The sequence below is a fragment of the Pseudomonas sp. NPDC087029 genome (assembly GCF_044745345.1).
Lineage (GTDB): Bacteria > Pseudomonadota > Gammaproteobacteria > Pseudomonadales > Pseudomonadaceae > Aquipseudomonas > Aquipseudomonas faucium.
The window spans coordinates 271,868-284,501 of record NZ_JBIVAB010000006.1 but is presented as its reverse complement, the minus strand read 5'-3'; the positions used below and the strand labels follow the sequence as shown (position 1 = coordinate 284,501).

Here is a 12,634-nt window from a genome sequence, read left to right as displayed (position 1 = left end):
GCCTCAGAAGCGCCAGATCACGTCGACGAAGGCGCGGTGCATGTACGAGTCCGCTTCCTTGCCATAGGCATCGCCTGGCTTGAACACACCGGCGCGCAGGCGCACCAGTGCGGACGGCTCGTCGATCGCCTGGCTCATCGAGGCCGGCAGCAGGCCTTGCTTGAAGTACTTGGTGACGACCACGTCCATTTCCTGGCCGAGGTCTTTTTCGCCATCGACCAGCGGGCGGCTGATGCCGTTGTCGTTGACCACCGCGTTGATGCCGCTGGAGCCGATGTTCTGCGAGCCATCGACACGCCAGAACTTGTGGTAGATGAAGCTGGCGTCGTAGTCGTCGCGCAGCTGCCAGGAGGCGAACAGGGTGGCCGCCTGCAGGTTGCCCAGCTCGCCACGGAAGGCTTCGCCGAAGCGGTGCACGCGCGAGCGGGTGCCGGTGAAGTTGGAGCGGTTGCTCTCAAGGCCGGTCTGCTCGAAGTTGCTCGAGCCGTCGTCGCCACCGCCGCCGCTGCCACGGGCGTAGGCCGCACCGACCTGCCATTGCGGGTCCAGGCGCAGGCGGATGCCCAGGTCGGTGGCCCAGGCGTTGACGTCGCCGCTCTGCTTGCCGGTGGCCACTTGCTCGCCGTTGACCAGCTGGCTGCTGAGGGTGTCGCGGTCGCCAGTCAGCCAGGTGACGCTGCCCCAGTAGTTGACGGTGTGGTCGTTGCGCCAGTTGTAGGCGTCGCTGTTGGCTTCCAGGCCCAGCCAGGTGAGGTCGCCGGTGCGGGTCTTGTCCAGCGCGTCGATGGTCTCGCCGGGGTTTTTCAGGCTGCCGCTGTCATGGGTGTGGTGGGCGCGCACGCCGACCCAGTGGCCGGGTGTCCACTGCGTGGCGACGTTGCCGTAGAGATGCGTGCGGTCCTTGTCTTCCGGGGCCAGCTCGGTGAGGTCGGTGCGGTATTCGCTAAAGCGCTGGGCCACGCCCAGGTCGGCCTTGAGCAGGGTGGTGTCGAAGGTCCAGTTCAGGGCTTCGATGTTGGTGTCGCGCCACATGCCATCGTCGCTGCGCAGGCGTTGGCGGCCCAGGCGCAGTTGCTCGCCGGGGTAGGCGGTGAGGCCGCTGTAGCCGACCCAGAATTCGCGCATGGCCAGGTAGCTTTTGTCGGGCTTGCGGCTGTCGTCGCCGGTGTCGGTGGTGGTGCCGTCGTCGTTCTGGCGCAGGGTGTCGGTTTCGATGGTGTCGGTGGCGGCGACGGCCTGGCCCATGGCATAGGCGCTCCAGTTGCCGCGTTCACCGTAGACCCACGGGCGCAGGTCCAGGCCCAGGCCGTTGACGTCGCCGCCGGAGCGGGTGCCCAGGTCGCGGTCGTCTTCGGATTGGCCGGTGATTTTCACGTCCAGGCCGAAGTTTTTCTGCAGGGTGATGTCGGCCAGGGTCGGGCAGGACCACAGCAATGCGAAGCTCAGGCCGATGCCGGCTTTCACCAAGGGATTGAGCGTCATAGCATGTCCTCGCCGTCTACTTCGGGGTCTTGGTCTTGCAGGGCATCAAGGGCGAAGGTGGTGCGGCCACCTTGGGCCATGCTGCCGCGGGCCTGCTTTTCCTGGGCCAGCAGGTTCTGCGCCTGGCTGCGCTGTTGGGGCGTGAGTTGCTGGTCGAGTTGCTGCAGCAGCTCGGCCGATTGCGGCGTCGGGTTGGCCTGCGACAGCTGGGCGAACACCCAGGCGTTGGTCGGCTCGGGGCGGATGCCGTGGCCTTCGCTGAACAGCTGGGCGAGGGCGTAGTCGGCGCTGTTCTGGCCGCCACGGGCGGCGCTGAGCAAGTGGTCGACGGCCTTCTGCGGCTCGACGTCGCCCAGGTAGCCACGGCGGTACAGCTGGCCGAGGTAGTAGTCGGCGCTGATTTCGCCAGCGTCGGCGGCGGCCTGCAGGTGCTGCTCGGCCTTTTCGGCATCGGCGGGGATGGCCTTGCCTTCGTAGTACAGGCGGCCGAGCAGCAGCTCGGCGCGCGGTTGTTCGGCTGCGCGGCCCTTGTCGATGTAGGCCATCAGCTGGTCGGTGTCGCCCAGCTCGGGGAAGTCGTAGAGCAGCTGCGCCAGGCTGACCCAGGAGGCTGGGTTGGCCGGGGCGATGTGTTCGAGCAGGTCCTTGGCGGTTTTCTCGTCGGTCTGGCCAAGGCTGCGGTCGGCCAGCACACGGGCGACGTTGTCGACCCGGGTGGCCGGCACGGTGCCGCGGGCATAGCCGGCCTTGAGCTGTTCGAGCAGGGCGGCTTGCTGGTCGGTTTGGCCACGCTTCTGGTACACGGTGGCGAGTTCGGCATAGCACACGTCCATGGTCGCCAGGGCCTGTTTGCAGAGCGTCTCGACCTTGTCGAGGTTCTGGTCGTAGGTGCCCTGGGTGCGGTACAGCAGGATCTGCGCCAGGCCCGCTTCCGGGTAGCCGGCGGCGCGCCATTGGTCGATCTGCTGCTGGGCATTGACGTTGGGGAAGCTCTGCGGGTACAGCAGGTAGAGCATCGCCAGCGGGATCAGGGTCTTGTTCTCGCCCTGGGCGGCGGCGGACTTGAGCAGTTTTTCCGCTTCTTCGCGTTTGGCCTGGGTGCTGTCGGGCTTGGCCACCAGCAGGCGGCCCAGGCGCACCTGGGCACGCGGCGAGGTGGCGGCGGCGGCGCGGTAGGTCGCCTCGGCTTGCTTGAACTGCGCCGGGTCGCCGCTGGACACCTTGATATCGGCCAGGCCCACTTGCGCGTCGCTGTAGCCCAAATCGGCCAGGGCCTTGTAGTTGCGCTCGGCCAGCGCGGTGTCGCCGCGCTTGAGGGCTTCGTTGGCCAGGCGCTGATCGGGCAGGCCGGCACAGCCGGCCAGCACCATGGCGGCAGTCAGGGCGCACAAGCCAAGGTTCACGCGCACTTTGTGGGAGCCGGCTTGCCGGCGAATGGCCAGTGCAGGCGAAGCATCTGCCGGGCGAGCGCTGTGCGCTCGATCGCTGGCAAGCCAGCTCCCACCGGTATCGAGTCGTTTGATGGTCATCGACGTGTCCTCTTACAGCCCACGGGCCACGGCTTTGTCGATCAGCCAGTCGAGCGAAGGGCCGCGGTCGCTGTTGACCGACGCCGGGCGCCCGGCAAGCTCTGCAGGCAGGCTGCTGTCGGGCTTGATCTGCACGCGGATGTCGGAGGCCAGGTTTTCGCTGTCAAGGCTGCTGCTGACGATCTGGCCGCTGCGCACTTCGCTTTCGCCGGCGACCTGGAAGTTGACCCGGGTACCTGGCTTGACCTCGTCGAACTGGCGGTAGCTGAAGCGGGCCTCGACCATCGGGTTGGTGGTGCGCGGGATCAGCTGGAAGATCGGCTGGCCCTTGGCGGCGTACTGGCCGTCGTTCACCAGCTGCTGGGCGACCACGCAGTCGCAGGGGCTGGTGAGGGTGCCGGAGAGCTGCTTGCCGAACAGCTCCTCGACCTTGGCCGGCTCCAGTTGCGAGTCGTCCAGGTGGCCCTTGAGCATGTCCAGCATGCTGGTGCTGAAGCTTGCCAGCGGCGCGCCCTTGATCACTTGGCCACCGCTTTCGACCAGGCTGCTGACGGTGCCGTCGCGGGGCATGGTGATGGTGGTGGTGGGCACGGCGACCACACCGGCCTCGGCGTGGCTGATGAAGTACATGCCGTACAGCGACTTGGCGACGAAGCCGAAGGCGGCCACGCCGACCACGAACACGCCGAGGGTGACCGTCACCGCCTTGAGCCGGCCGAAGGCCGACAGGCCCGAGCCGCCGTCCTTCTGCTTGCGCGCCTTGGTGAAGTTGTCGCGCTGCAGGGTGCTGAGCACATCGCCGATGCTGATCAGCTCGCCGGACAGGTGGCTGGTGATGATGTGGCGCAGGGTGGCGATGTCGCGCGGTTCGAGGTTCTGGAACTGCGCACCGGTACGGCCGCTGGCGGCGTTGTAGGAGCGCACCTGGAACTCGATGTCCATCGACAGGCCGAGGTTGTCGACCACGAACTGCAGGCGCCCGCGCAGCACCTCGCCCACTGCCAGTGGTGGCTTGGAGTGGAAGCTCAGGCCACCGGCGGAAAGGTCTTCGACCTTCACTTCGTGGGCTTGGCGCTCATTGTCCAGAAAGCGCAGCTTGGCAGGGATGCGCACCCGGGCGTGTTGGCGCTGGGCTTCGGACTCATGCACGACATTGACGTTCACGGCGGTATTCATGGTGGTTTGTTCCTGTTAGATCCGATCCGGGTTGGGCTCACACGACCATGAACAGCACAGCGACGAAGATGCTGGCAGCCGAGAAGGTCATGGTCCGCGAGGACCAGGTGTTGAACCATTGTTGAAAGCTGGCGAGGTCACGCTTGAGGGCAGTCGGTTGGCGGGTCCAGGACTGCTTGTCGAGGCGGAAGAACACGTAGATCTTCATCAGCGCGCCGACGATCTGGTTGTAATAGAGGATCAGCGGGTAGGCGGGGCCGACGTTGTGGCCCGAGCACAGCAGCATGATGGTGAGGATCAGGCGGGTGATGCCGATCCACAGCAGGTACACCAGCAGGTAGGCCATGCCGAACTTGAGGCTGGCGATCACCGCCACGGTCAGGCCCAGCAGGCTGGTCCACATCGACACGCGCTGGTCGAACAGCACCACGCTGGTGAACAGGCCCAGGCGGCGCATGCCCAGCCCCAGGGCGCGGGAGTTCTGCCGCAGGTTGTTGCCGTACCAGCGGTACATCAGCTTGCGGCTGGCCTTGAGGAAGCTTTTTTCCGGCGGGTGCTCGACCGTGTTGATGGCGGCGTCGGGCACGTAGAAGGTGTCGTAGCCCAGGCGCATGAGGCTGAACCAGCTCGACTTGTCGTCACCGGTAAGGAACTTGAAGCGGCCCAGGCGCCAGTGCATCAGCGAGTCGCTTTCGACGTCGGCGATGAACTCGGGGTTGGTCACCACGCTTGCGCGGAACATCGACATGCGCCCGGTCATGGTCAGCACGCGCTTGCTCAGGGCCATCGAGCACATGTTGATGTGGCGCTGGGCGAAGCGCAGCTTGTGCCACTCGCTCATGATGTAGCCGCCGCGCACTTCGCAGAATTCGTTGGTGGTCAGGCCACCGACGTTGGGGAACAGCTTGAACCACGGCACGGTCTTGCGCACCACGCCCTGGCCGAGCACGGTGTCGCCGTCGATCACCGCGACCACCGCGTTTTCGTCCGGCAGCATCCGCGAGATGGCGCGAAAACCATAGGCCAGGCCGTCACGCTTGCCGGTGCCGGCGATGCGCACGATGTCCAGCTTGACGTGGGCGGGCGGGTTGTACTTGGCCCACAGGCTCTTGACCAGCAGTTCATCGGACATTTCCACCAGCGAGCAGACCACGGTGGTGGGGTAGCCGCAGTCGATCGCCTCGCGAATCACCGAGCTGTACACCTGGGCGGTGGTCAGGGCTTCGATGCGAAAGCTGGTGACCATCAGGTACACGTGCGACGGCGCGGCGGCCTCGCCCATCTTCTGCACCTTGCGGCGCAGGTAGGGGTACACGCCGTAGAGGAAGATCATGCCGCGGATGAAATGGGTGGCGCCCATGGAGTAGCGCCAGATGCCGACTGCGCCGACCAGGAAGATGAAGTGCTTCGACTGCGAGTCGAAGATATCGGCTGGCAGGGCCAGGGCGATCAACATGAGCAGGCTCATGTAGAGCAGCCAACCGGCGCACTGCAACAGCACTGTCTGGAGCCTTTGCATGTTCAGCATCCGTGGAGAATTCTTGGGGGAGGAGGGCAACGCCGTGGGGAGGCGGCGTTGCCCGGGCCTTGGCCTTACCAGCAAATGCCTTCGGTACGGCTGGTGGAGCAGGTCGGTTTGCTCATGAAGCCGACCAGGTCGATCACCTGCTTGCCTTCCGGCGCTTGCTGGGCAAGGGCGCGGAACTGCTCGTCACGGTTGCCCAGGACGATGATGTCGGCGTTGTCGATGACCTTCTGGAAGTTGGCGTTGAGCAGCGACGAGACATGCGGGATCTTCGACTCGATGTACTCTTTGTTCGCCCCGTGGACGCGGGCGTACTCGACGTTCTCGTCGTAGATGTCCAGCTGGTAGCCCTTGCCGATCAGGCGCTCGGCCAGTTCCACCAGCGGGCTTTCGCGCAGGTCGTCGGTGCCGGCCTTGAAGCTCAGGCCGAGCAGGGCGACCTTGCGCTTGTCATGGGCCTCGATCAGTTCGAAGGCGTTTTGCACCTGCGATTCGTTGCTGCGCATCAGCGAGTCGAGCAGCGGTGCCCGCACGTCGAGGCTGGCAGCGCGGTAGGTGAGGGCGCGCACGTCCTTGGGCAGGCACGAACCGCCGAAGGCGAAGCCTGGGCGCATGTAGTACTGGGACAGGTTCAGCACCTTGTCCTGGCAGACCACGTCCATCACATCGCGGCCATCGACCCCCACCGCCTTGGCGATGTTGCCGATCTCGTTGGCGAAGGTGACCTTGGTGGCGTGCCACACGTTGCAGGTGTACTTGATCATCTCGGCCACTTCGATCGGCTTGCGGATGACCGGGGCGTCGAGCTCTTCGTACAGGCTTTGCAGCACATCGCCGCTGGCGCTGTCGAGTTCACCGATGACCGTCATCGGTGGGTGGTCGTAGTCCTTGATCGCGGTGCTTTCACGCAGGAACTCGGGGTTGACCGCAACACCGAAGTCGATGCCGGCCTTTTTGCCCGAGCAGTCTTCGAGGATCGGGATGACCACGTTCTTGACCGTGCCTGGCAGCACGGTGCTGCGCACCACGATGGTGTGGCGGCGGCTGGTGTCACGCAGCACGTAGCCGATTTCGCGGCACACCGACTCGATGTACTCCAGGCCCAGGTCGCCGTTTTTCTTGCTTGGGGTGCCGACGCAGATCATCGACACGTCGCTGGCGCGGATGGCCTCGGCGAAGTCGGTGGTGCCTCGCAGGCGGCCATTGGCGATGCCTTGCTGCAGCAGTGCTTCCAGGCCAGGTTCGACGATGGGCGACTTGCCCTGGTTGATCAGGTCGATCTTGGTGCTGGACACGTCCACACCGATCACGTCATGGCCTCGCGCCGTCAGGCAGCCTGCACAGACCGCACCCACATAACCCAAACCAAAGATGCTGATACGCATCGCTATCACCTCATGTGTTTATCACGCCAGCTCCTCCGGGAAGAGCCGGACTGGGTGGATTAACAACAATTTCAAGGCGCACGGATCCATGGGCGAATGCACACTTCGCCGAGCGCAGGCATGAATAAGTTTGGAGCGCACCAAGTTGTGCACTCAAAGTTGGCAGTAAAAGGCCAGTAATTAAAAGGCGTGCCCTGAAATGCAGCCGTCTTTATTGCAAGGCGCTACTTGGCGCGTTGCTGTGCTTGTTTTTTCAAGTGGATAAATCCTTTGAAATCAACCACTAGGACGTTTTGTAAGGGCGCGTCTGTCCTCCATGGAACGGGGCATACAGGGTAATCCGTTGCGCCTGTCGAACTAATCGGGGCGGGCAGTGGATTACTGCCGGTTGTCATCTGTAAGTCATTTCTCACACCGCAGAGGCGTGAAATTCGTTACGGCACTATGAGCGATTGGCTGCGGGAGAAGTTCCTGGGTGAAAAGTGCCTGCATGAAAGATTTCTAAATATTTTTTCAGTGGCGGATACTTTCACTTTGATGGCACGGGGCAGACGCACCCCTGTATATAAAGGGCGAAACTGAGGGGGGATGTTTTTATGCCAGCATGGGAAAAATTTTTTCAAAATTCGTCAAAAAAGTACGAACGGTCTTATGGCGTTTGGCGATAAGGCTATGACTGGTGGTTTTTTGGCGTCATTAAAATGGCGGTGGAGGGGGTTGGTTTGAGTTTTGTTGTGGCCATGAAATCGAGCGCCGCCCGCGCGGCGCATCGCGGATGAATCCGCTCCTACATTTGTTGCAACGTGCCATGGCCTGTCAGGCCATGGTTGTCCGCCTTTGGCGCCCGTCGAGAAATTGCGTCGTACAGACAAGGCTGGCAACCATGGCCTATCAGGCATAGGTACGTTGCAGCAAATGTAGGAGCGGATTCATCCGCGATGCGCCGCGCGGGCGGCGCTCGGTCTCGAAATCAGCGAAAACCCAAGCGAACGCAGGACTACTCGGCCGGGTGGTCGCGCAGGAACACCAGGTGGTCCGGCTTGGACTGCTCGGCGCTATAGAAGTAGCCCTGCACATCGAACTGCTTGAGCCGCTCCGGGTCGTCAACCCGTTCCTGGATCACGAAGCGGCTCATCATGCCGCGGGCTTTCTTGGCATAGAAACTGATGATCTTGTACTGGCCGTTCTTCAGGTCCTTGAAGTCGACGTTGATCACCCGGCCCTTGAGGGCGCTGCGTTTCACCGCGCTGAAGTACTCGTTGCTGGCCAGGTTCAGCAGCAGGTCGTCGCCCTGGTCGGCCAGGGCCTGGTTCAGCCATTCGCTGATGCGCGTGCCCCAGAACGCATACAGGTCCTTGCCGCGGGCGTTGGCCAGCTTGGTGCCCATTTCCAGGCGGTAGGGCTGCATCAGGTCGAGCGGGCGCAGCAGGCCATACAGGCCCGAGAGCATGCGCAGGTGCTGCTGGGCATGGCTGAAGTCGTCTTCAGTGAGGGTTTCGGCGTCCAGCCCGGTGTACACGTCGCCCTTGAACGCCAGCAGCGCCTGCTTGGCGTTGGCCGGGGTGAAATCCGGCGTCCAGCTGCCGAAGCGCGCGGCGTTGAGGCCGGCCAGCTTGTCGGACAGGTGCATCAGTTCGCTGATCTGCGCCGGCGACAGCTCGCGCAGCTGCTGGATCAGCACCTGCGAGTCGTCCAGGTACTGCGGCAGGGTGAAGCGGTCGGTGACCGGCTTGGTGTCGTAGTCGAGGGTCTTGGCGGGGGAAATCACCGTCAGCATCGGGTCGGCTCCTGGAATCGTTGCCGGGGATTCTACGGACTGGGGCGGGCAACGCCAAACTATGGCGACAATAGTCACAGACCATCGCCAAGGCAGGCGCTATAGTGCGCGTTTCGCCGTCATGGAGAGCCCCATCGTGCGCATTGCCGCTGCCTTGCTGGCCTCGTTGTTGAGCCTGGCCGCCCAGGCCGCCCCCATCCCCCCGGCCAGCCTCGACCGCAGCCTGTGGCCCGAACAACTGGACAGCCCGGCGCTGTTCGACGTTGCCTCGCGGGCGCAGATCCTGTCGTTTGCCCAGGTGCTGCACGAGAGCGAGCTGCTCGACGATGGTGCCCTGGCTGCGCGCCTGGGGCTGCGGCAGATCAACCTGCAGAAGGTTCGCGCAATCAGGGCCGGCATGTGGCAGCGCTTGTGGCAGGGTTATCAACAGGCCCAGCGCAGTTGCACCGAGGATGCGTCGTTCTGCTACCCGGTGGAGTCGATGGAGGATTTGCGCAGGCAAGCGGCGACGTTCGCTGCAGATGTCGGCACGTTCTATACAGGCTGGATCGAACCCAGCCACCAGTTCAATGTGCGTTACCTGGATGAGCAATTGCGCAAGGCGGCCCTGCTGCCGCAGACCAGCAGCGAAGTCGAGCGCCTGTCCAGCCGTGAACGCAATGGCGATGAGCTGAACGACCGCATGTTCCTGCTGACCTTCGTCGGTGGCCCGGGGCCGGAGGGTGGCAGCACCGATACGCTGGCCGACTACCTGAACAAGCAGAAACTGCAGGGCACCTTCTTCGTCCTTGGCAACCGCCTGCAGCAACGCCGCGACCGTGGCCCGGCCAATGCCTTGAGCCAGCTCTACGGCGCGCAGTGCGTGGGGATCCAGGGCTGGGAGTACCGCTCCCACGCGCAGTGGAACGGCTGGCAGGATTCGCTCAAGCGCAGCCAGGCGCGGGTCCAGGCCGACCTGCCCGAGCAATATGTGCCGTTGTTCCGCCCGCCCTATGGCCAGCGCCGCTCCGATGGCGAAGCGTTCATGGCCAGCCAGCAGCTGCGGGTTTCGCTGTGGGACATCGATGCGCAGGATGACACGGCGCTGAGTGCAGAAGCCTCGGCGCAGCGGGTGGTGACCTTGATGCTGCTGTGGCGCAAGGGCGTGATCCAGTTCCATGACGCCTTGCCCAAGGCGCAGCCAGCGGTGGAGTGGTTGCTGCACAGCACGGCGCAGAGCGGCATCGGCTGGGAAGATTGCCGGGAATACGGCTATCGAGACTAGTGGGTCTGACTTCTGACTGTAGACCCGTCTGATGCCCCCGCCAAGCCCTGTTCGTCAATCGGAAAAATAAACTTCACCGGTACGTAAAAAAGCTTTTTTCGTTCATGGTTTTTGCGGTATGAAGAAACCAGACAGCCGATTCCTGCAGCACAGGTGGCGTCATCCAGGCCCACCTTGCCAGGTCCGCTTCCCGCCCGTAGCAACGCGGATACGGGAAGACCGGCGGTCACTCTGCGGCGCAACAGAACGCGCCGTGTGGCTTCGACATAAGGTGACCGAGTATGGATGACCAAGGACGCAACCCTTCCTCCAGCAAGCCAATCCTCTATGTGCTCGATACCAACGTCCTGATTCACGACCCCAACGCATTGCTCAACTTCGAGGAGCATCACGTCGCCATTCCGATGACGGTGCTGGAGGAACTCGACAAGCTCAAGACCGGTAAACAGACCATCGCCGCCGAATGCCGCCAGGCCATCCGCCTGATCGACCAGACCCTCGGTGACGCTTCGCCCAGCGATGTCGAGCAGGGCGTGCCGATCCAGCGTGGCAAGAGCGGGCCCAAGGGTTACCTGTCGATCCTGATGAGCCCGCGCAACGAACCCAGCAAGCTGCTGCCGGAAAACCTCAACGACAACATCATCATCAACACCCTGCTCGAAGTACGCAGCCGGCGCGCCGACCTGGACGTGGTGCTGGTGACCAAAGACATCAACATGCGCCTGAAGGCGCGCGCCTGCGGGATCGCGGCTGAGGACTACAGCACCGACCAGCTGGTCGATGACGTTTCCTTGCTGTCCAAGGGCTACCACTCGGTCACAGGCTCGTTCTGGGACCGGGTCAGCAAGGTCGATACCCGCCAGGAGCGTGGCCGCACCTGGCATCGGGTGCAGATGATCGACAACCTGCCCGCCGTGCACATCAATGAGTTCATCATCGATGAACAAGGCTTCGTCGGCTGGGTGAAGGGCATCCGCAACGACGAACTGCTGCTGCTCGACCTGCACCAGGAACCGCTGCTGCACCAGGAGGCCTGGGGCCTCAAGCCGCGGGACATCCACCAGAGCCTGGCGCTGTTCGCGCTGCTCGACCCGGATATCCACCTGGTCAACCTGACCGGCGCCGCCGGCTCCGGCAAGACCATCCTGGCTTTGGCCGCGGCCATCGAGCAGACCATGGTCAGCAAGCGCTACCGGCGCATCATCGCCACCCGCAGCGTGCAGGGGCTGGACCAGGAGATCGGCTTCCTGCCAGGCACCGAGGCGGAGAAGATGGAGCCTTGGCTGGGCGCCATCACCGACAACCTCGAAGCCTTGCACATGGATGACGAGAGCACCCACGGCAGCGTCGAGTACATCCTCGAGCGGGTACCGCTGCAGTTCAAGTCGCTGAACTACATCCGCGGGCGCAGCTTCCAGCAGAGCCTGATCCTGATCGACGAGTGCCAGAACCTGACCCCGCACCAGATGAAAACCATCATCACCCGTGCCGGTTCCGGGTCCAAGGTGGTGTGCCTGGGCAACCTGGCGCAGATCGATACCCCCTACCTGTCCGCGACCAGCTCGGGCCTGACCTACCTCACCGAGCGCTTCAAGGACTTCCCCCATGGCGTGCACATCACCCTGCAAGGGGTGCCACGCTCGGTACTGGCCGAGTACGCCGAGTCGCATCTGTAACCCCAGCCGCCGGGCGGTACGCCGCCCGGCCCTGCCGACACATTCCGCTGCTCAAACCTGACCCACGGGTTTAAACTCTCAGTTCCCTTCACAGGAGCAGAGCAGTGCTGACACATCTTGATTCCCAGGGGCGCGCCAACATGGTCGACGTCACCGAAAAGGCCGTGACCGAGCGCGAGGCCACGGCCGAGGCGCGGGTGCGGATGTTGCCGCAGACCTTGCAGATGATCGTCGACGGTGAGCACCCCAAGGGCGATGTGTTCGCCGTGGCGCGCATCGCCGGCATCCAGGCGGCGAAGAAGACCAGCGACCTGATCCCGCTGTGCCACCCGCTGATGCTGACCAGCGTCAAGGTCGAGCTCAGCGCCGAAGGCGCCGATGCCGTGCGCATCGTCGCGCGCTGCAAGCTGGCCGGGCAGACCGGCGTGGAAATGGAAGCACTGACCGCCGCCAGCGTGGCCGCGCTGACGATCTACGACATGTGCAAGGCCGTGGACAAGGGCATGGTCATCGAGCAGGTGCGCCTTTTGGAGAAGCTCGGCGGCAAGAGCGGCCACTACAAGGTGGAGGCGTGATGAAGGTCAAGGTGATGTATTTCGCCCGCTATCGCGAATTGCTGGGCCTCGATGCCGAGCACCTGGCGGGTGATTTCAAGGTGCTCGACGATGTGCGCCAGGCGCTGGTGGCCAAGGGTGGGGAGTATCAGGTGCTGGCCGAGCAGAACCTGATGTGCGCGCGCAACGAAGAGCTGTGCAGGCTCGACGAGCCGCTGGAAGAGGGCGACGAGGTGGCGTTCTTCCCACCGGTGACCGGAGGCTGA

10 protein-coding genes are annotated in these 12,634 nt (G+C 63.8%); 4 read left to right on the top strand and 6 right to left on the bottom strand.

Annotated features, from left to right (window positions below):
- Positions 1-3: 3 nt before the first annotated feature.
- The 6 genes from ACIPG5_RS13475 to yaaA form a co-directional block, all read right to left on the bottom strand.
- On the bottom strand, positions 4-1,482 hold the full coding sequence (locus ACIPG5_RS13475) for an alginate export family protein (protein WP_176512301.1): 1,479 nt from the start codon (positions 1,480-1,482) through the stop codon (positions 4-6).
- The gene (gene algK, locus ACIPG5_RS13470) at positions 1,479-2,852 is read right to left on the bottom strand and encodes an alginate biosynthesis TPR repeat lipoprotein AlgK (protein WP_401375576.1); all 1,374 of its coding nucleotides are present in this window, start codon (positions 2,850-2,852) and stop codon (positions 1,479-1,481) included. Before algK ends, ACIPG5_RS13475 begins: the two co-directional genes overlap by 4 nt.
- Before the next feature lie 171 nt (positions 2,853-3,023).
- Positions 3,024-4,187 (bottom strand): PilZ domain-containing protein, encoded by a 1,164-nt coding sequence (locus tag ACIPG5_RS13465; RefSeq protein ID WP_401375520.1) that lies wholly within the window; start codon positions 4,185-4,187, stop codon positions 3,024-3,026.
- 37 nt (positions 4,188-4,224) lie between these two features.
- Positions 4,225-5,706, bottom strand: coding sequence for a mannuronan synthase (gene alg8, locus ACIPG5_RS13460; RefSeq protein ID WP_236235272.1), 1,482 nt, complete (start codon positions 5,704-5,706; stop codon positions 4,225-4,227).
- Between the two features lie 74 nt (positions 5,707-5,780).
- Positions 5,781-7,097, bottom strand: a complete 1,317-nt coding sequence (locus tag ACIPG5_RS13455; protein WP_176512305.1) for a nucleotide sugar dehydrogenase — start codon at positions 7,095-7,097, stop codon at positions 5,781-5,783.
- Between the two features lie 997 nt (positions 7,098-8,094).
- Positions 8,095-8,874, bottom strand: a complete 780-nt coding sequence (yaaA, locus tag ACIPG5_RS13450; protein WP_401375516.1) for a peroxide stress protein YaaA — start codon at positions 8,872-8,874, stop codon at positions 8,095-8,097.
- 136 nt (positions 8,875-9,010) lie between these two features.
- Here yaaA and ACIPG5_RS13445 point away from each other — a divergent pair, with 136 nt between their 5' ends.
- The 4 genes from ACIPG5_RS13445 (at position 9,011) to ACIPG5_RS13430 (ending at position 12,634) form a co-directional block, all read left to right on the top strand.
- Positions 9,011-10,138, top strand: a complete 1,128-nt coding sequence (locus ACIPG5_RS13445) for a polysaccharide deacetylase family protein (protein WP_176512308.1) — start codon at positions 9,011-9,013, stop codon at positions 10,136-10,138.
- A 281-nt stretch (positions 10,139-10,419) separates the two neighbouring features.
- Positions 10,420-11,814 carry a PhoH family protein gene (locus ACIPG5_RS13440; RefSeq protein WP_176512310.1) on the top strand — a complete coding sequence of 465 codons (1,395 nt, stop codon included), beginning with the start codon at positions 10,420-10,422 and terminating at the stop codon, positions 11,812-11,814.
- A 104-nt stretch (positions 11,815-11,918) separates the two neighbouring features.
- Positions 11,919-12,389, top strand: a complete 471-nt coding sequence (gene moaC / locus ACIPG5_RS13435) for a cyclic pyranopterin monophosphate synthase MoaC (RefSeq protein WP_176512312.1) — start codon at positions 11,919-11,921, stop codon at positions 12,387-12,389.
- Entirely contained in the window at positions 12,389-12,634 is a 246-nt protein-coding gene (locus ACIPG5_RS13430) for a MoaD/ThiS family protein (protein WP_286914405.1), read from the top strand. The genes moaC and ACIPG5_RS13430 overlap by 1 nt, the downstream gene beginning before the upstream one ends.